We start from the raw sequence: 18,532 nt of genomic DNA on the forward strand, positions 1-18,532 counted from the left end.
TCCTCCCCGACCGAAGCCGGGGCTTCTTACTCGGCGCACTGCACAACCTCATAACGGACAAGCCCTGCCCGGTGCTTTGAGGCACTTACGTAGCGTAGCAATGCCACCCAGGCGAAGGAGAAAAACATGGACGCCGTGACCCAGGTCCCCGCCCCGGTGAACGAGCCGGTGCACACCTACGCTCCGGGCACCCCCGAGCGTGCGCGGCTCGAGGCCAAGCTGAAGGAGCTGGCCGAGAACCCGATCGACCTGCCCATGACCATCGGCGGGGAGAAGCGGATGGGCGGCGGTGAGCGCTTCGACGTCGTGCAGCCGCACAACCACGCCGCCCGGCTGGGCACCTACGCCAACGCCACCAAGGAGGACGCCAAGGACGCCATCGACGCCGCCCTGGCCGCCGCCCCCGCCTGGCGTGCGATGCCCTTCGACGAGCGCGCCGCGATCATCCTCAAGGCCGCCGAGCTGCTCTCCGGCCCCTGGCGCGAGACCCTGGCCGCCTCGACGATGCTCGGGCAGTCCAAGACCGTGCAGCAGGCCGAGATCGACACCCCCTGCGAGCTTGTCGACTTCTGGCGCTTCAACGTCCACTTCGCCCGGCAGATCCTGGCGGAGCAGCCGGTGGCCCACTCGCCCGGCGTGTGGAACCGCACCGACCACCGGCCGCTCGAGGGCTTCGTCTACGCGATCACGCCCTTCAACTTCACCGCGATCGCCGGCAACCTGCCGACCGCGCCCGCGCTGATGGGCAACGTGGTGGTCTGGAAGCCGTCGCCGACGCAGACCCACGCGGCCGTGCTGCTGATGCAGCTGCTGGAGGAGGCCGGCCTGCCGAAGGGCGTCATCAACCTGGTGACCGGTGACGGCAGGGATGTCTCCGAGGTGGCCCTGAACCACCCCGACCTCGCCGGCATCCACTTCACCGGCTCGACCAAGACCTTCCAGTACCTGTGGAAGACAGTCGGCGCCAACATCGAGAAGTACAAGACCTACCCGCGGCTGGTCGGCGAGACCGGCGGCAAGGACTTCATCGTCGCCCACCCGTCGGCCGACCCGGCGGTGCTCAAGACCGCGATGACCCGTGGTGCCTTCGAGTTCCAGGGCCAGAAGTGCTCCGCCGCCTCGCGCGCGTACGTCCCGCGCTCCCTGTGGGAGAACGGCCTCAAGGACGAGTTCGTGGCCGAGGTCGAGTCGCTGAAGATCGGTGACGTCACCGACCTGTCGAACTTCATGGGCGCCGTGATCGACGAGCGTGCCTTCGCCAAGAACAAGGCCGCGATCGACCGGGCCAAGGCCGACCCGACGGTCGAGATCGTCGCGGGCGGCACGTACGACGACAGCGAGGGCTGGTTCATCCGGCCGACGGTCCTGGTCTCCACCGACCCGGAGAACGAGATCTTCCGCGACGAGTACTTCGGCCCGATCCTCGGCGTCTACGTCTACGAGGACGAGAAGTACGAGGAGATGCTGGAGCAGATGGAGTCGGCGTCGCCGTACGGCCTGACGGGCGCCGTCATCGCCCAGGACCGCGCCGCTGCCCTCCGCACCAGCGAGGCGCTGCGCTTCGCCGCCGGCAACTTCTACATCAACGACAAGCCGACCGGCGCCGTCGTCGGCCAGCAGCCCTTCGGTGGCGGCCGTGCCTCGGGCACCAACGACAAGGCCGGCGCCAAGCAGAACCTGATGCGCTGGACCTCGACCCGCTCCATCAAGGAGACGCTGGTCCCGCCGACCGACTACCGCTACCCGCACATGGGCTGACCTGCCCTTCCGGTCCCGGTACAGGCGTTCGCCAACCGCCCGCCCGCCCCTTCGCAGGGGTGGGCGGGCGGTTGGCGTCTCAGATGGTAGGAAGTCCGAGTAATTATGCAGACAGCACGAGCAAGCTGTCCTAGCTTTGTAGAAGCCGAACGTCTCGCTCGATCCAGCGATCGGCGGGTGAGGCTGGTGCTCTCACGCAGGTGACCCCTGTCGCACCGCAGCCCCCGCCCCTGCCGGCGATCCCAGTTTCTTTGCCGAATGTTCTGTCTCGGGGTTGTTGCTCGAGTAGGGAGACCGCCTGCCATGAACCAGACCGCGCCCGTCCGCAAGGTCCGCCACTCCGCCGCCCGTGCCGCCGACGCTCTCGCCCGGAAGAACGCCGCCGCCGCTCTGCAGCGGGCACTGGACCGCCGGGACAACGGCGGCGCCACCGGGCATTGAGCCGTTACGACGACTGCGAGCGCACCACCTCGAACGCATCGACGCGCTCGCCGCTCTCCGCCAGCGCCGTGACCTTCAGCCGCGGCCTCGACCCCGGCTCCGCCTCCACCGCGATGAAGGAGAAGCCGGAATAGCGCACGCGCGACCACGGCACCACGTCCGGGTCCGGCACCCGAAGCTTCGTCCAGTGGAAGCTCAGGATGCTGTCGCGGTCGTTGACATGTCCTTCGTAGCTGTCCGGCACGCCGGGGCCGAAGTCGTAGAGCTTCGCTCCGGCGCCGCCGGCCGTGACGTAGACGATGCCGTCGCGCGTGGAGTCCGTCGTCTCCCCGACCGGAACCGGCTTGCCGACCTTGCCGCCCTTGATGGCGTCGGTCCGCTCGTAGACGTGGTTGTGGCCGTTGATCACCAGATCGACCTGGTGCTTCTCGAACAGGCCGACCCACGCGTCGCGCACCCCGCCGTCCGAGGCGTGTGTGGCGGTGGAGTACGCGCAGTGGTGGAAGAAGACGACGATGAAGTCGATGCCGGCCCGGGCGCGCAGCTCGCCCAGGCGCCGGTCGAGCCACTTCGTCTGCTTGCCGTCGGTGTAGCCCTGGTTCGCCGGGATCTCGTAACTGACGTCGTTCGCGTCCAGCGCGACCACGCCCACATTGCCGTAGGCGAAGGAGTACACCCCCGGGGCGCTCGCGGGGTCCGGGCCGTTGGCAGGGAGGGCCCAGCGGGCGGACTGGCCGCCGTAGCCGTTGGGCGAGTACCACGCCTCCATGTCGTGGTTGCCCGTGGTCACCATCCACGGCACGCTCGCCGCCACCGACTCCGTCTGCGCCAGGAACTGGTCCCACACGCGGGCGTCGTAGGTGTCCGACTCCTTGCCGTGGCCGGAGGAGTCGGCGTAGCAGATGTCCCCCGCGTGGAGGTGGAAGGACGGGTTCTGCCCGAGGATCAACTGGTCGTTGGCGAGCGCGTCATAGCTCACGCCCTGATCGCCGAAGGCCGTGAAGACGAACTTCTCCGGCTGCGCGGGGGCCGTGCGGAACGAGCCGACGGTCGACAGCCGGCTTGCCTCGGCCGGGTCGAAGCCGTCGTGCCCGACGCCGTAGTAGTACGTCGTCCCCGGGCGCAGGCCGTCCAGCGCGGCGTGCAGGTAGTACTGGTCCACGGCCGGGAGCTTGCTGCCGAGGGACGGCGTGTGCAGGTCACGCACCTCGGCGTCGATCTTCCGGCTCAGATCCCAGGGCTTCGGGCCCACCCGGATGTACGGCCGCTTGACCGCGAACGGCACCTGCCAGGAGATGCGCATCTGTGTCTTCGGGTCGGCCCCGAAGGCGAGATGGCGCCCGAACGGTGCGACCAGCGAGCCGTCGACCTTGGCGGTCGCGGGAGAGGTGATCAGGGACGGGCCGGCGGCGCCGTACGCCGTGCCCGTGACAGCGCCCGAGCCGGTCAGCACAGCCGTGCCACCGGCGGCCCCGGCCGCCGCCACCCCACCGAGCACCACCCGGCGCCGCGACAACTTCGCCCGCAGATACTCGTGTTGCTCCGGCATGCTCATCCGGCTCTGCAGGTGCTCGGGGATCCCCATTCGTGGTGTGTCCATGGCGGTCTAACTTCCCAGTAACTTGCGACGAGGGGCAAGCGACTCGGTGAACGTCAGCCAAAAGGATCCGGAGTTGCCGCTTCCGGCGGCGGGCGATGGCGTCCGGATGGCGGACTCCGGGTGTCATCCACTGGGACCAGGAGTAGGGTGCGCCACATGTCTCGCAGCATCGATCTCGCAGTGATCCCCGGTGACGGCATCGGCCAGGAAGTGGTGGCTCAGGGCCTGAAGGTCCTCTCGGCGGTCCTTCCGGAGGATGTGAAGCTGGAGACCAAGGAGTACGACCTGGGCGCCAAGCGCTGGCACGCGACCGGCGAGACGCTTCCGGACGCGGAGCTGGAGGCGCTGAAGCAGCACGACGCGATTGTGCTGGGGGCCATCGGCGACCCTTCCGTGCCGTCGGGCGTGCTCGAGCGCGGGCTGCTGCTCAAACTGCGCTTCGCCTTCGACCACTTCATCAACCTGCGTCCGTCGAAGCTGTTCCCGAACACCGCGACCCCGCTCGCCGGCCGTCCCGAGATCGACTTCGTGGTGGTCCGTGAGGGCACCGAGGGTCCGTACGTGGGCAACGGCGGCTCCCTGCGGACCGGCACTACGGCCGAGGTCGCCACCGAGGTCAGCCTCAACACCGCCTACGGGGTGGAGCGGGTCGTCCGTGACGCCTACGAGCGGGCGAAGGCCCGGCCGCGCAAGAAGCTCACGCTGGTTCACAAGAACAATGTGCTGGTGCACGCCGGTCATCTGTGGAAGCGGATCTTCGACCAGGTGGGCGAGGAGTACCCCGAGGTCACGACCGACTATCTGCACGTGGACGCGGCGACGATCTTCTTTGTCACCCAGCCCGAGCGGTTCGATGTGATCGTCACCGACAACCTCTTCGGCGACATCCTGACCGACCTCGCCGCCGCGGTCACCGGCGGTATCGGGCTCGCGGCGTCCGGCAACATCAACCCGACCCGTGAGTTCCCGTCGATGTTCGAGCCGGTGCACGGCTCCGCGCCCGACATCGCGGGCACCGGCAAGGCCGACCCGACGGCGACCATCCTCTCCGTCGCGCTGCTGCTCCAGCACCTGGGCTACGGCGAGGAGGCGGCCCGGATCGAGCGGGCCGTGGCCGAGGATCTGGCCGAGCGGGACGGTACCGCGCGTACCACCGATGAGATCGGTGACGCGCTGGCCGCCCGAGTATCCGGCTGACCGCCGGAAGCCCCACCGCTCACCGGCCCTCGTCCCTTCCGTGGCGGGGGCCGTGTCGTGGACCTCACAGGTCCGCCTCTCCAGCCGGCCCGGCCGGTCAGCGACACCTCTCACGGCCGGCGGCTCCTGCCCCCTGACAACCGGGGATGGCGGGTGCCACCATCGATCCAAGGGCCGCACGCCCATCGTCGTTCCGTCCGGCGGATTCACTCGCGCGATAATTGCCCGTGGACCGCTGTTCGCCGGGGAAGCTTGGACGTCCTAGCAACGGTGCGCCGTGCGGTCCTCAACGACCTCACGGTGAAGGACACGCAGATATGACGACGCCCACGATCGAGCTCAAGCCCTCTTCGCATCCGCTTTCCGACGCGGAGCGCGAGGCGATCCTGGCCAACCCCGGCTTCGGCCGCCACTTCACCGACCACATGGTGACGATCAAGTGGACGGAGGGCCGGGGCTGGCACGATGCGCAGCTGGTGCCGTACGCGCCGCTATCGATCGACCCGGCGAACATGACGCTGCACTACGCACAGACGATCTTCGAGGGGCTGAAGGCGTACCGGCAGCCCGACGGCGGCGTGGCGACGTTCCGGCCGGATGCCAACGCCAGGCGTTTCCAGGCCTCCGCCCGCCGGCTGGCCATGCCGGAGCTGCCCGTCGAGACTTTCATCGCCGCGTGCGACGCGCTGGTGACGCAGGACAAGGCGTGGGTGCCGAGGCAGGGTGAGCAGTCGCTGTACCTGCGGCCGTTCATGTTCGCCAGCGAGGTCGGGCTGGGTGTGAAGCCCGCCAACGAGTACCTCTTCCTGGTCATCGCCTCCCCGGCGGGTGCCTACTTCCCCGGTGGTGTGAAGCCGGTCTCGGTGTGGCTGTCGGAGGAGTACGTGCGCGCCTGCCCCGGCGGCACCGGCGCGGCCAAGACCGGCGGCAACTACGCCGCCTCCCTCGTCGCCCAGGCACAGGCCATCGAGCACGGCTGTGACCAGGTGGTCTGGCTGGACGCGCTGGAGCGCCGCTGGATCGAGGAGATGGGCGGGATGAACCTGTACTTCGTGTACGGGGACCGGATCGTCACCCCGGAGCTGTCCGGCTCGCTGCTGCCCGGCATCACCCGCGACTCCCTCCTCCGGCTGGCCGCGGACCTGGGCTACGAGGTCTCCCAGGGCCGGATCTCCGTCGAGGACTGGAAGAACGGCAACGCGGACGGCTCTCTCACCGAGGTCTTCGCCTGCGGCACCGCCGCCGTGATCACCCCGGTCGGCTCGGTGAAGTCCACCCGGGCCGACTGGACCGTGGGCAACGGGCAGCCCGGTGAAGTCACCATGAAGCTGCGCAAGGCCCTGCTCGACATCCAGACCGGCGCCGCCCCCGACACCCACGGCTGGATGCACCGCCTGGGCGGCTGAGCCCGCCCCTCTCGCCAGGCGCGCCCCCTGCCGGGCACTCGGCCCTTCGCCGGATCCCGGCACTCTCGCTGCGCCCCGCCTCGCCTGGCGCTTCCCCGCCTCGCTGCGCCCCGCCTCGCCTGGCGCTTTCCCGCCCACCCAGCCCTGAGAAGGGGCGGGTGGGCGGGAAAACGACGCGCCTTCGTCGTACGCGATACGTCGCGGTCAGGCCGACTGGCTCGTCGGCCCGGCCTCAGCCCGGACGAAGGGCATCAGCCTCAACCGCCGCGCTCCGCTTCGCGGACGCCCCGGCCTTCTTCACGGTCGGGACGGGCCGCGGCTCCCCGGCGCTGAGCGCCAGGCAGGCGGCAACGGTCACCGCGCCACGCGTCTCGATCTGCATGCGGGGTTCTCCCAGGGGGCCGTCGGAGATTTAGAGCAGCGTTCAATGTGGCTTACGGATGCGAGCCGGTCAATACTTCTCTCGCTGGATGAGACTTGTTAGAGTGACGCTCAATTATCTGGCATGGCGATTGGGAGGTATCGCGAGGTGCGGCTGACCCCGACGGAGCGCGACCGACTGCTGCTGTTCGGCGCCGCGGAGCTGGCGCGGGCACGGCGGGCGCGCGGGCTGCGGCTGAACGTGCCCGAGGCGACCGCGCTCATCGCGGACACCGTCTGCGAGGCGGCCCGGGACGGGAAGCGGCTGGCGGAGGCGATCGAGGCGGCGCGAGGCGTCCTTGGCCCGGATGATGTGCTGCCCGGTGTGGCCGACGTGGTCACCGAGGTGCACGTGGAGGCCGTCTTCGACGACGGCTCCCGGCTCGCGGTGGTCTCCAACCCGATCCTCCCCCAGCCTTCGGCCGGGGGGACCCCCATGGGCTCCCTCGGCGACACCGCGCCCGGCGCGGTCATCCCCGGGCCGGCCGACCCCGAGCCCGAGCCGGCGGTGCGCCTGACCGTACGGAACACCGCGCCCGTGCCCATCAGCGTCACCTCGCACTTTCACTTCTTCGAGGCGAACCCGCGGCTCGACTTCGACCGGGCCGCGGCGTACGGCATGCGCCTGTGCGCACCCGCCGGATCCTCGACGCGCTTCGACAGCGGAGCCGAGGTCGAGGTCGGGCTCGTACCGATCGGCGGTGACCGGATCGCCATCGGCTTCGCCGGGCTCGTCGACGGGCCGCTGGACGCCCCCGGTGCCCGCGAGGAGGCGCTGCGCCGCGCGGCCGCCTGCGGCTACCTCGGGGCACACCCGTGAGCTGGGAGACCTCCCAGCGGTAGCCCCCCTGGGCCTGACGGCCCGGGTGGGGGTACTCCCCCAGCTGGGAACTGGGGGGGTACCCCAGGGGGAGCACGCGAGGCCACGACGCCGCAGCCAGGTGTCACGCCGCACGCTCGCCGTGCGGGCGGAGATGGCGGCGCCCCGGGAGTACCCCCAGGGGGAGCACGCGAGGCCACGACGCCGCAGCCAGGTGTCACGCCGCACGCTCGCCGTGCGGGCGGAGATGGCGGCGCCCCGGGACGGAGTCTGAGGGCGAACAGAGCAGGAGCAGGCACAGGTACAGGAGGAGAACCAGTGACCGGCATCGATCCCCGCGAGTACGCGGCCGTACACGGGCCCCGGGCCGGGGACCGGGTCGTCCTGGGCGACTCGGGCCTCGTCATCCGCGTCGAGTCCGATGCGCAGAAGACGGGTGACGAATTTCTGGCGGGCTTCGGCAAGACGGCCCGCGACGGGCTGCATCTCAAAGCCGCAGCGGTCCGCGAGACCTGCGACGTCGTTATCAGCAACGTCGTCGTCATCGACGCCGTGCAGGGCATCCGCAAGGTGTCCATCGGCATCCGCGAGGGCCGGATCGCCGGCATCGGCCGGGCCGGCAACCCCGACACCGTCGACGGCGTGGACGTTGTCGTCGGCACCGGCACGTCGATCGTCTCCGGCGAAGGCCTGATCGCCACCGCGGGCGCCGTGGACACCCATGTCCACCTGCTGTCACCGCGGATCATGGAGGCCTCGCTCGCCTCCGGTGTGACCACGATCATCGGCCAGGAGTTCGGCCCGGTGTGGGGCGTCGGCGTGAACTCGCCCTGGGCGCTGCGCCACGCGTTCAACTCCTTCGACGCCTGGCCCGTCAACATCGGCTTCCTGGCCCGCGGTTCGTCCTCCGACCCGGCCCCGCTGGTCGAGGCACTCGTGGAAGGAGGGGCGGGTGGCTTCAAGGTCCACGAGGACATGGGCGCGCACACCCGCGCGCTGGACACCGCGCTGCGCGTCGCCGAGGAGCATGACGTCCAGGTCGCCCTGCACAGCGACGGCCTGAACGAGTGTCTGTCGGTCGAGGACACCCTCCGGGTGCTGGACGGCCGTACGATCCACGCCTTCCACATCGAGGGCTGTGGGGGCGGGCACGTCCCCAACGTGCTGAAGATGGCGGGCGTGCCGAACGTCATCGGCTCCTCCACCAACCCCACCCTCCCCTTCGGCCGGGACGCGGTCGCCGAGCACTACGGCATGATCGTCTCCGTCCACGACCTGAAGACCGACCTGCCCGGTGACGCCGCCATGGCGCGCGACCGGATCCGGGCCGGGACGATGGGCGCCGAGGACGTCCTGCACGACCTGGGCGCGATCGGCATCACCTCCTCCGACGCCCAGGGCATGGGCCGGGCCGGCGAGACCGTACGCCGTACGTTCGCGATGGCCGGCAAGATGAAGGCCGAGCTCGGGCCGCTCGAGGGCGACGGGGAGCACGACGACAACGCGCGCGTGCTCCGCTACATCGCCAAGCTCACCATCAACCCGGCGATCGCCCATGGCCTCGCCCACGAGATCGGGTCACTCGAGGCCGGCAAGATGGCCGACATCGTGCTGTGGCAGCCGCGCTACTTCGGTGCCAAGCCGCAGTTGGTGCTCAAGTCCGGCTTCCCGGCCTTCGGCGTCACCGGCGACCCGAACGCCGCCACCGACACCTGCGAACCGCTGGTGCTCGGCCCGCTGTTCGGAGCGCACGGGGCGACCGCAGCCGACCTGTCCGTCGCCTTCGTCAGCGGTGCGGCGGCCGAAGCCGGAGCGCCCCACAAGGCGTTCGACTCCCTGTCGACCCGACGCCGGCGCGTCGGCGTCCGCGGCACCCGTGGCATCGGGCCCGCCGACCTGATCCACAACGCGCGGATCGGCGACGTACAGGTGGACGCCCGTACCGGCCTGGTCACGCTCGATGGCGCGCCGATGCGCTCCGAACCGGCCGACCAGGTTTCGCTCAGCCGCCTGTACTTCCTCTGACTCTGACCCCCGGCCGGGCCGGCTGTACGACAGAGCCGGCCATTCCCGTACGGCCGCCCCCGCCTCCCACACCCTCACCGAACTGGACAACCACGCATGACCTCCACGCCAGCCGCAGACGGCTTCCGCATGCCCGCGGAGTGGGCGCCCCACGACCGCACCTGGATGGCCTGGCCCGGCGCCAACTTCACCTTCGGTGAGGAGAGCGGCGAGACGCTCGCCGAGGCCCGCCAGGCCTGGGCGGCGGTCGCCCGCGCGGTCCGCCGCTTCGAGCCGGTCACCGTCGTCGCCGGTCCCGGCCAGACGCGCGGCGCCCGCAAGATCCTCGGCCCGGACATCGACGTTGTCGAGGCGCCCCTCAATGACGCGTGGATGCGGGACATCGGCCCGACCTTCCTCACCGACGGCCGCGGCCGGCTTGCCGCCGCCGACTGGGTCTTCAATGGCTGGGGCGCCCAGGACTGGGCCCAGTGGGACCTGGACCGGAAGATCGGTGAGTTCGTCGCCGGCAAGGTCGGCGCCTGCCGCTTCGCCTCACCGCTCGTCAACGAGGGCGGCGGCATCCACGTCGACGGCGAGGGCACCGTCCTGCTCACCGAGACCGTCCAGCTCGACCCGGGCCGTAACCCCGGCTGGACCCGCGAGCAGGTCGAAGCCGAATTGCACGCCCACCTCGGCACCACCAAGGCCATCTGGCTGCCGCGCGGACTGACCCGCGACTACGACCAGTTCGGCACCCGCGGCCATGTCGACATCGTCGCCGCCTTCGCCAAGCCGGGTGTCGTGGTCGTGCACTCCCAGCGCGACACCACGCACCCCGACTACGAGGTCTCCCGGGAGATCATCAAGCTCCTCGGCTCCGCCACCGATGCGCGCGGCCGGCGACTGGAGGTCGTCGAGCTGCCCGCGCCGACGGTCACCGAGGTCGACGGCGAGATCGTCGACTACTCGTACGTCAACCACTACCTCTGCAACGGCGGGGTCGTGCTGTGCGCCTTCGGCGACCCGATGGACGAGTTCAACGCCGGGATCTTCCGCCGCCTCTTCCCTGAGCGGACGGTGACCCTGGTGGACGCCCGTACGATATTCGCGGCAGGTGGCGGTATCCACTGCATCACCCAGCAGCAGCCGAAGGCGTAAGTGGAGGAAGGCTCGTGAGCTGGGGGCACCTCCCAGCGGTACGGCCTGACGGCCCGGGTGGGGGCACCGCCAGCGGTAGCCGGGGGAGTACCCCCAGGGGGGAGCACACGAGGCCGCCGGGCCGCAGACAGTGACGACGCCCGCACCTTCCTGGGGGTGCCACCCATGCCAAAGGCCATGGGGGAGGGCGGAGAAGCGAAGGGGAGATGGCGTGAGCGGTTCTGCGCGCACCACCCGGCGGCGTATGGCGCCGCCCCGCGAGCAGGTCCTCGCCGCGGCCATGGAGACCATCGCCGAGCGCGGACTGGCCCAGCTGACCATGGCCGGGCTGGGCCGCCAGGTCGGCATGAGCAGCGGCCACATCCTCTACTACTTCGGCAGCAAGGACGAGCTGCTGCTGCAGACCCTGCAGTGGAGCGAGGAACAGCTCGGCACGCAGCGCCGGGCCGCTCTCTCCCGGCAGATCCCGGTCCGCGAGAAGCTCGACGCCTTTGTGGACCTCTTCCTGCCCGTAGGCCACCGGGACCCGCGCTGGACGCTGTGGCTGGAGGTGTGGAACCGCTCCCAGTCCGCCGACGACGAGGCCCGGGCCCGGCAGCTCGAACTCGAGCTGGCCTGGCACCGTGATCTGGTCGCGCTGCTGGCCGAGGGTGCCTCGCGCGGCGAGCTGCGCCGCGTGGACGCCGAGCGGTTCGCTACGCGCATGCGGGCGCTGCTGGACGGGTTCGGTATCCAGCTGGTCATCGGACTGCCGGGGACGGACCGGGAGCAGGTGCTCGGCCATGTGCGGGAATTCCTCGACGAGATGCTGCTCCCGTAGGCGGGAACAGCCGCGCCGGAGACGCGACATGGGGCAAGCGCCCGCGTGAACACAACGTACGCAAGTACGCGAGATCGTTGCGGCGTGGCTGTTGCCGGCAACTGTCGGCTCCGGCAGCGTGATCCGCCATGGAACGAGAGCATGCCAAGAGGATCTGGGTCGGCTCCGCCGGCAACATGGTCGAATGGTTCGACTGGTTCGTCTACGCCAGCTTCGCGGCCTACTTCGCCGCCTCCTTCTTCCCCAGCGGCAACCCGACCGCCCAGCTGATGAACACCGCCGGCATCTTCGCAGTCGGCTTCTTCATGCGCCCGGTCGGCGGCTGGCTGCTGGGCCGGGTGGGCGACCGCAAGGGCCGCAAGGCCGCCCTCACGCTGACCGTCACCCTCATGTCCGCGTCCGCGGTCCTCATTGCCATCGCGCCTACCTACGCGGTCGCCGGTTACGGCGGCGCCGCGGTCCTCCTCCTCGCCCGCCTGCTGCAGGGCTTGTCGGTCGGCGGTGAGTACGCGGCCAGCGCCACGTACCTCACCGAGGCCTCCGCCCCCGCCCGGCGCGGCTTCGCCTCCAGCTTCCAGTACGTGTCCATGACCGCCGGCCAGATCGTCGGCCTCGGCCTGCAGATCATCCTCCAGCGCACCATGAGCGACGAAGCGCTGCACAGCTGGGGCTGGCGCATCCCCTTCATCGTCGGCGCCCTCGGCGCGGCCGTGATCTTCTACTTGCGGCGCAGCATGCTGGAAACCGAGGTCTACGAGGAAACCGACACCGCGCGGCAGGACCGGGGAACCCTCAAGGCGCTGTGGCAGCACAAGCGCGAGGCCCTGCTCGTCATCGCGCTCACCATGGGCGGCACGGTGGCGTACTACACGTACACCACCTATCTGACCAAGTACCTGTCGAACACCGCGGGCCTGCCCAAGGAGACCGCGACCCTGGTCAGCTTCTGCGCGTTGATCATCTTCGCCTGTCTGCAGCCGCTCGCGGGCCTGCTGTCCGACCGGATCGGCCGCCGCCCGCTGCTGATCACCTTCGCCGTCGGCTCGACCTTCCTCACCGTGCCGATCATGACGCTGCTCCAGCACGCGGGCAGCTTCTGGCCGGCTCTGGGCCTCTCGCTGCTCGCCCTGGTGATCGTCACCGGGTACACCTCGATCAACGCCTGTGTGAAGGCCGAGCTGTTCCCGACCGGCGTCCGCGCCCTCGGCGTCGCTCTGCCGTACGCCATCGCCAACGCGTTGTTCGGCGGTACGGCGGAATACGTGGCCCTGTGGTTCAAGAACGCCGGCCTGGAGTCCGGCTTCTACTGGTACGTGGCGGGCTGCGCGGCGGTCTCGCTCGTGGTCTATCTGGCTATGCGGGAGACCCGCGACATCGACCTGCACCGGGTCGGGCGAGCCGCACCCGATCCCTCATCACCGGACAAAGCGCTCGTATCCTGAGACAGAACGATGCACGGGGGCAGGGTGTGCAACACTGCCCCCGTGCTCTCGTTCGCCATGATTATTGGCAACAGCGCGCCGGTCCGCAGTGACCGCTGAACCGCAGCAGACCCGAAGCGGCAGCGGACACCGTGTCCCAGACCCGCGCGCAGACCTCTCGCACCCGCGAGGGGTCTTTTCGCTTTCCGGACCACCCACCGGGGGCACCGCGCGAGGGATCATGGGGGCAAGTGGATCCAGCCCTCCGGACCCACGCACCAACAGGAGTCAAGATCAGCATGACGGACGCAACCGACGACAGTTTCCACGTCTTCGACACCACGCTGCGCGATGGCGCCCAGCGTGAGGGGATCAATCTCACCGTCGCGGACAAGTTGACCATCGCCCGGCACCTGGACGACTTCGGCGTTGGCTTTATCGAGGGCGGCTGGCCTGGGGCGAATCCGCGGGACACGGAGTTCTTCGCCCGTGCCCGGGCGGAGATCGACTTCAGGCACGCCCGGCTGGTCGCTTTCGGGTCCACTCGCCGGGCCGGGATCCCGGCAGAGCAGGATCCGCAGGTGAAGGCTCTGCTGGAGTCGGGCGCCCCGGTGATCACCCTGGTCGCCAAGTCACACGACCGGCACGTCGAACTCGCCCTGCGCACCACGTTGGACGAGAACCTGGCGATGATCCGTGACACGGTGGAGTTCCTGCGTGCCCAGGGCCGCCGCGTCTTCATCGACTGCGAGCACTTCTTCGACGGCTACCGCGCCAATCCCGGGTACGCCAAGCAGGTGGTGCGCACTGCCCATGAGGCGGGGGCTGATGTGGTCGTGCTGTGCGACACCAACGGCGGGATGCTGCCCGCCCAGGTGCAGGCGGTGGTGTCGACCGTGCTCGCGGACACCGGGGCCCGCCTGGGTATCCACGCGCAGGACGACACCGGCTGCGCCGTGGCCAATACGCTCGCCGCGGTCGATGCCGGTGCCACCCATGTGCAGTGCACGGCCAACGGCTATGGCGAGCGGGTCGGCAACGCCAACCTCTTCCCGGTGGTCGCGGCGCTGGAGCTGAAGTACGGCCGCCAGGTGCTGCCGAAGGGGGCGCTGGCGGAGATGACGCGGATCTCCCACGCCATCGCCGAGGTGGTCAACCTGACGCCCTCGACCCATCAGCCGTATGTGGGCCTGTCCGCTTTCGCTCACAAGGCGGGACTGCACGCCTCGGCGATCAAGGTCGATCCGGATCTGTACCAGCACATCGACCCGGAGCTGGTCGGTAACACCATGCGGATGCTGGTCTCCGACATGGCCGGCCGCGCCTCCGTCGAGCTCAAGGGCAAGGAACTGGGCATCGACCTGGGCGGGGACCGCGAGCTGGTCGGCCGGGTGGTGGAGCGGGTCAAGGAGCGGGAGCTGGCGGGCTATACGTACGAGGCGGCGGATGCTTCCTTCGAGCTGTTGCTGCGCGAGGAGGTGGAGGGCCGGGTGCGCCGCCATTTCCGGGTGGAGTCCTGGCGGGCGATCGTGGAGGACCGCCCGGACGGCAGCCACGCCAACGAGGCCACCGTCAAGCTCTGGGCCAAGGGGGAGCGCATTGTGGCGACCGCTGAGGGCAACGGTCCCGTCCACGCCCTGGACCGGGCCCTGCGGGTGGGCCTGGAGCGGATCTACCCGCAGCTGGCGAAGCTGGGGCTGGTCGACTACAAGGTCCGCATCCTGGAGGGCAAGCACGGCACCGAGTCCACGACCCGGGTGCTGATCACCACCAGCGACGGCAGCGGCGAATGGTCGACGGTCGGCGTCGGCGACAACGTCATCGCCGCCTCCTGGCAAGCCCTGGAAGACGCCTACACGTACGGGTTGCTGCGCGCGGGCGTCCAACCGCAGGAATAAGGCCCCCCGTCCGGCAACGGCGGCTGCGACCGACGCCTCGCACCCGGCCCCGGTCCTGACCTCAACTCTCGGGGACGAGGTCAGGACCGGGGACAGCGGGCGGGCTGAACGGCGTCAGCTCAGCGCGCGGGGAAACGTGACCTGCGCGTACTCCTGCGGCTGCGTCAGGTGCGGAAAGTGCCCCGCGGCGGTGAACAGGTGCCGCTCGGCCTGCGGCATGGCTGTCGCGAGCCGGTCCAGAATGGGCGCGAACAGGGGCGGGCTGTCGTCGCTCCCGGTGACCAGTACGGGTTTGGTGTATGTGCGGATGTCCGGGAGCTCGATGATCAGCGCGTCCGGGTCACGCACCTCGTACAGGAACGCCGGTGCGTTGCGTACGAACATCTCCCGGATCTCGGCAGGCAGCGCTGCCCACCGTCCTGGCCCCAGGGCGATGGAGTCTGCGTACAACTCGGCCGCGGCCTCGTACTCGCCGGCCTCCAGCCGGGTACGCACCTGCCCGAGCCGCTCGATGAACGACTCCTGGAGCGGGGTCGTCTCGGGGGAGTCGAGCAGCAGCGGCGCGGCCGGCGGCTCGTGCACGGAGATCCCCCGGACAAGGTCCGGATGGTCCGCGGCCAGCCGCAGCGTGACCAGGCCGCCGTAGCCAGTCCCGCACACCAGGGCGGGGGAGAGCCCCAGAGCCTCGATCAGCTTGGCCAGGTCCCTGACGTCCGTATGGATCGAACCCCGCGCGGGTGGGCGCTCGCTGCGGCCGTATCCGCGCCGGTCGTAGGAGACCACCGTGCAGCGCTCGGCGAGCAGGGGCGCCACACTCGACCAGCCGTCGCCGTCGAGCCACGAGTCGTGGACGAGGACGACGTTCGGCCCCGTCCCCCGGGTCTCGTAGTGGAGTGACACCCCGTTCACCTTGATGTCTGCCACTGCGGGCCTCCGAACGGTCTGGTGTGTGGATCACTGCCTCGCGGTCCACCCCATCACGGAGGCGGGGGAGCGGCGAGCCGTTCATCGACTGTTCGGGCGACGGCGGGGCGGGGGGCTGGGACCCCGGAGTCACTGCGGTCCACTTCTGGCCGGGCGGTACGGGCGGTACAGTCGGCGGGCCTGCCGCCCATCCGTGCACGGGGGCACCGCCCACGGTGACGCTCCTCGAGGTGCTGCCGGCCGGCGCTCACGCGGCTACGGAACACCCCCGGGTACCAGAGATGACCCCCATGGCTGTACGGTCTCCATCGTGTGAATCTGGGGACTCAGTTGTGTGAACCCTATAGAGCTGGGCCGGTCTGATCGTCGGACTACCCCGTACGGGGTGGTGGTTCTGTCCAAGGGGACCAGGAAATGCGGCCGGACACTGTGTGAAGTGGACGGGCCGTTTCCCGGGATCGTTTTCGTAGCCTCGGTGCATGACCCTTCTCGACGAGACGCCCACTGGGGCGAGCGACGCCCGCGGCCGGGTGGCCGAGCTGCACGCGATCCGTGAGCAGGCGTGGCGCGGGCCCAGTGAGCGGGCGACCGAGGCCCAGAAGGCCAAGGGCAAGCTGACCGCCCGTGAGCGGATCGACCTCCTCCTGGATGAGGGGTCGTTCCATGAGGTGGAGCCGCTGCGCCGGCACCGGGCCACCGGTTTCGGTCTGGAGGGCAAGAAGCCCTACACCGATGGTGTGGTCACCGGTTGGGGCACGGTGGAGGGCCGGACGGTCTTCGTCTACGCACACGACTTCCGGATCTTCGGCGGTGCGCTGGGCGAGGCCCACGCCACCAAGATCCACAAGATCATGGACATGGCCATCTCGGCCGGTGCTCCGCTGGTGTCGCTCAACGACGGTGCGGGGGCCCGGATCCAGGAGGGCGTCTCGGCGCTGGCCGGTTACGGCGGGATCTTCCAGCGCAACACCAAGGCTTCCGGCGTGATCCCGCAGATCAGTGTGATGCTCGGCCCGTGCGCGGGCGGCGCCGCCTACTCCCCGGCCCTGACGGACTTCGTGTTCATGGTCCGGGAGACCTCGCAGATGTTCATCACCGGCCCGGATGTGGTCAAGGCCGTCACCGGGGAGGAGATCAGCCAGAACGGGCTGGGCGGTGCGGATGTGCACGCCGAGACCTCCGGGGTTGCGCACTTCGCCTACGACGACGAGGAGTCGTGCATCGCGGAGGTGCGCTACCTGCTGTCGATGCTGCCGCAGAACAACCGGGAGAACCCGCCCGCCACCTCCTGCGAGGATCCTGCCGACCGGCGCTGTGAGGCGTTGCTGGATTTGGTGCCGGCCGATGGCAACCGGCCCTATGACATGCGGCAGGTGATCGAGGAGATCGTCGACGACGGCGAGTACCTGGAGATCCACGAGCGCTGGGCCACCAACATCATCGTGGCGCTGGCCCGGCTGGACGGCCAGGTGGTGGGCATCATCGCCAACCAGCCGCAGCGGCTGGCGGGCGTGCTGGACATCGAGGCCTCGGAGAAGGCCGCCCGCTTCGTCCAGATGTGCGATGCCTTCAACATCCCCCTGGTGACCCTGCTGGACGTGCCCGGCTTCCTGCCCGGCGTCGACCAGGAACACGGCGGCATCATCCGCCACGGCGCCAAGCTGCTGTACGCGTACTGCAACGCCACCGTGCCACGGATCTCCATCGTGCTGCGCAAGGCCTACGGCGGCGCGTACATCGTCATGGACTCCCAGTCCATCGGCGCCGATCTGACCTACGCCTGGCCCACCAACGAGATCGCGGTCATGGGCGCGGACGGCGCGGCGAACGTCATCTTCCGCAAGCAGATCGCCGAGGCCGACGACCCCGAGGCCATGCGCCGGCGCATGGTCAAGGAGTACAAGGCCGAGCTGATGCACCCCTACTACGCCGCCGAACGCGGCCTGGTCGATGACGTCATCGACCCCGCCGAGACCCGATCGGTGCTCATCGCCTCGCTGGCGATGCTGCGCACCAAGCATGCCGACCTGCCGTCTCGCAAGCACGGCAATCCCCCGCAGTGACGGAGACCCACGTGAACCACGACAACCTGCTGCGTGTTGAGAAGGGCCACGCCGAGCCAGAGGAACTGGCCGCGCTGACCGCGGTCCTCCTCGCCCGCGCCGCCGGCACCGGCCACCACGCCACCGACCGTCCGCACCGCTCAGCCGCCCACTGGCGCCGCCTGGAACGCCAACGCGGATACCGCGCGCCCCACAGCTGGCAGGGCTGAGCGCCGGCACCCCCACTGGCGAGCGAGCCGACGGGCGCGCCGGCGTCGAAAGCGACGAGAGCAAGCACAGCGAGGAACGAGCGGAGCGCAGTCGTCGTGGGGGCACCTCCCGGCCGAAGGCTGGGGGAGAGCGTCGACGCCGGGTCTGAGCGCCCGGAGGCGAGCCGAGTCACAAGAGAAGCGGCGAGCCGAGCCACAAAAGAAAGGGTTCCCCGCACTCTTCGGAGTGCGGGGACCTTTCTGCGGTGTGCGGCCGGAGCCGGTTACCTCAGGCGGGCCATGAGGGCGTGCTCGACGAGGGTGATGAGGGCGCTCTTGGCTTCGCTGCGGTGGCGTGCGTCGGTGGTGATGATGGGCGCGTCGGGGCCGATCTGCAGTGCTTCGCGGACC

General features: G+C 69.9%; 15 protein-coding genes and 1 pseudogene. 12 read left to right on the forward strand and 4 right to left on the reverse strand.

From position 1 onward, the window contains the following. Window positions 1-126 precede the first annotated feature (126 nt). Window positions 127-1,758, forward strand: a complete 1,632-nt coding sequence (gene pruA / locus ACY34J_RS19885; RefSeq protein ID WP_462727834.1) for an L-glutamate gamma-semialdehyde dehydrogenase — start codon at window positions 127-129, stop codon at window positions 1,756-1,758. Between the two features lie 303 nt (window positions 1,759-2,061). Continuing rightward, on the forward strand, window positions 2,062-2,199 hold the full coding sequence (locus ACY34J_RS19890) for a hypothetical protein (protein WP_462727835.1): 138 nt from the start codon (window positions 2,062-2,064) through the stop codon (window positions 2,197-2,199). Window positions 2,200-2,203: 4 nt separating this feature from the next. Here ACY34J_RS19890 and ACY34J_RS19895 read toward each other — a convergent pair whose 3' ends face one another. After that, on the reverse strand, window positions 2,204-3,799 hold the full coding sequence (locus tag ACY34J_RS19895; RefSeq protein ID WP_462727836.1) for a purple acid phosphatase family protein: 1,596 nt from the start codon (window positions 3,797-3,799) through the stop codon (window positions 2,204-2,206). A 156-nt stretch (window positions 3,800-3,955) separates the two neighbouring features. On the opposite strand from ACY34J_RS19895, the gene ACY34J_RS19900 reads away from it, so the two are divergent. After that, complete coding sequence (locus ACY34J_RS19900) at window positions 3,956-4,996, forward strand: 3-isopropylmalate dehydrogenase (protein ID WP_462727837.1); 1,041 nt, start codon at window positions 3,956-3,958, stop codon at window positions 4,994-4,996. A gap of 317 nt (window positions 4,997-5,313) precedes the next feature. Next, entirely contained in the window at window positions 5,314-6,402 is a 1,089-nt protein-coding gene (locus ACY34J_RS19905) for a branched-chain amino acid aminotransferase (RefSeq protein ID WP_462727838.1), read from the forward strand. Window positions 6,403-6,634: 232 nt separating this feature from the next. Here ACY34J_RS19905 and ACY34J_RS19910 read toward each other — a convergent pair whose 3' ends face one another. Next, window positions 6,635-6,784, reverse strand: a complete 150-nt coding sequence (locus ACY34J_RS19910) for a hypothetical protein (RefSeq protein ID WP_462727839.1) — start codon at window positions 6,782-6,784, stop codon at window positions 6,635-6,637. A gap of 147 nt (window positions 6,785-6,931) precedes the next feature. On the opposite strand from ACY34J_RS19910, the gene ureA reads away from it, so the two are divergent. The 6 genes from ureA to cimA all read left to right on the forward strand — a co-directional run bounded on the left by ureA (window position 6,932) and on the right by cimA (window position 14,946). Further along, a complete protein-coding gene (ureA, locus tag ACY34J_RS19915; RefSeq protein ID WP_462727851.1) occupies window positions 6,932-7,642 on the forward strand; it encodes an urease subunit gamma in 711 nt (236 codons plus the stop codon). A gap of 318 nt (window positions 7,643-7,960) precedes the next feature. Beyond that, window positions 7,961-9,667: an urease subunit alpha gene (locus tag ACY34J_RS19920; protein ID WP_462727840.1), complete on the forward strand. Its 1,707-nt coding sequence runs from the start codon at window positions 7,961-7,963 to the stop codon at window positions 9,665-9,667. 96 nt (window positions 9,668-9,763) lie between these two features. Beyond that, window positions 9,764-10,807: an agmatine deiminase family protein gene (locus tag ACY34J_RS19925; protein ID WP_462727841.1), complete on the forward strand. Its 1,044-nt coding sequence runs from the start codon at window positions 9,764-9,766 to the stop codon at window positions 10,805-10,807. Between the two features lie 211 nt (window positions 10,808-11,018). Then, window positions 11,019-11,627, forward strand: coding sequence for a TetR/AcrR family transcriptional regulator (locus ACY34J_RS19930; RefSeq protein WP_462727842.1), 609 nt, complete (start codon window positions 11,019-11,021; stop codon window positions 11,625-11,627). A 128-nt stretch (window positions 11,628-11,755) separates the two neighbouring features. Further along, on the forward strand, window positions 11,756-13,069 hold the full coding sequence (locus ACY34J_RS19935; RefSeq protein WP_462727843.1) for an MFS transporter: 1,314 nt from the start codon (window positions 11,756-11,758) through the stop codon (window positions 13,067-13,069). Between the two features lie 278 nt (window positions 13,070-13,347). Further along, a complete protein-coding gene (cimA, locus tag ACY34J_RS19940) occupies window positions 13,348-14,946 on the forward strand; it encodes a citramalate synthase (protein ID WP_462727844.1) in 1,599 nt (532 codons plus the stop codon). A 114-nt stretch (window positions 14,947-15,060) separates the two neighbouring features. Here cimA and ACY34J_RS19945 read toward each other — a convergent pair whose 3' ends face one another. Next, window positions 15,061-15,870, reverse strand: coding sequence for an alpha/beta fold hydrolase (locus tag ACY34J_RS19945; RefSeq protein WP_462727845.1), 810 nt, complete (start codon window positions 15,868-15,870; stop codon window positions 15,061-15,063). A gap of 479 nt (window positions 15,871-16,349) precedes the next feature. Between ACY34J_RS19945 and ACY34J_RS19950 the strand changes: the two genes are divergently transcribed. Beyond that, entirely contained in the window at window positions 16,350-17,933 is a 1,584-nt protein-coding gene (locus ACY34J_RS19950; protein WP_462727846.1) for an acyl-CoA carboxylase subunit beta, read from the forward strand. Window positions 17,934-17,944: 11 nt separating this feature from the next. Further along, window positions 17,945-18,142: an acyl-CoA carboxylase epsilon subunit gene (locus ACY34J_RS19955; RefSeq protein WP_462727847.1), complete on the forward strand. Its 198-nt coding sequence runs from the start codon at window positions 17,945-17,947 to the stop codon at window positions 18,140-18,142. A gap of 263 nt (window positions 18,143-18,405) precedes the next feature. On the opposite strand, the pseudogene ACY34J_RS19960 reads toward ACY34J_RS19955, so the two are convergent. Continuing rightward, window positions 18,406-18,532: pseudogene (locus ACY34J_RS19960) on the reverse strand (ATP-binding protein); the annotation flags it as partial.

This window comes from Streptomyces sp. HSS9-12 (assembly GCF_054963655.1).

Bases quoted from the DNA above. Each gene is read 5' to 3' on its own strand.
- pruA (WP_462727834.1), top strand. From the start codon at position 127: ATGGACGCCGTGACCCAGGTCCCCGCCCCGGTGAACGAGCCGGTGCAC.
- ACY34J_RS19890 (WP_462727835.1), top strand. From the start codon at position 2,062: ATGAACCAGACCGCGCCCGTCCGCAAGGTCCGCCACTCCGCCGCCCGT.
- ACY34J_RS19895 (WP_462727836.1), bottom strand. From the start codon at position 3,799: ATGGACACACCACGAATGGGGATCCCCGAGCACCTGCAGAGCCGGATG.
- ACY34J_RS19900 (WP_462727837.1), top strand. From the start codon at position 3,956: ATGTCTCGCAGCATCGATCTCGCAGTGATCCCCGGTGACGGCATCGGC.
- ACY34J_RS19905 (WP_462727838.1), top strand. From the start codon at position 5,314: ATGACGACGCCCACGATCGAGCTCAAGCCCTCTTCGCATCCGCTTTCC.
- ACY34J_RS19910 (WP_462727839.1), bottom strand. From the start codon at position 6,784: ATGCAGATCGAGACGCGTGGCGCGGTGACCGTTGCCGCCTGCCTGGCG.
- ACY34J_RS19925 (WP_462727841.1), top strand. From the start codon at position 9,764: ATGACCTCCACGCCAGCCGCAGACGGCTTCCGCATGCCCGCGGAGTGG.
- ACY34J_RS19935 (WP_462727843.1), top strand. From the start codon at position 11,756: ATGGAACGAGAGCATGCCAAGAGGATCTGGGTCGGCTCCGCCGGCAAC.
- cimA (WP_462727844.1), top strand. From the start codon at position 13,348: ATGACGGACGCAACCGACGACAGTTTCCACGTCTTCGACACCACGCTG.
- ACY34J_RS19950 (WP_462727846.1), top strand. From the start codon at position 16,350: ATGACCCTTCTCGACGAGACGCCCACTGGGGCGAGCGACGCCCGCGGC.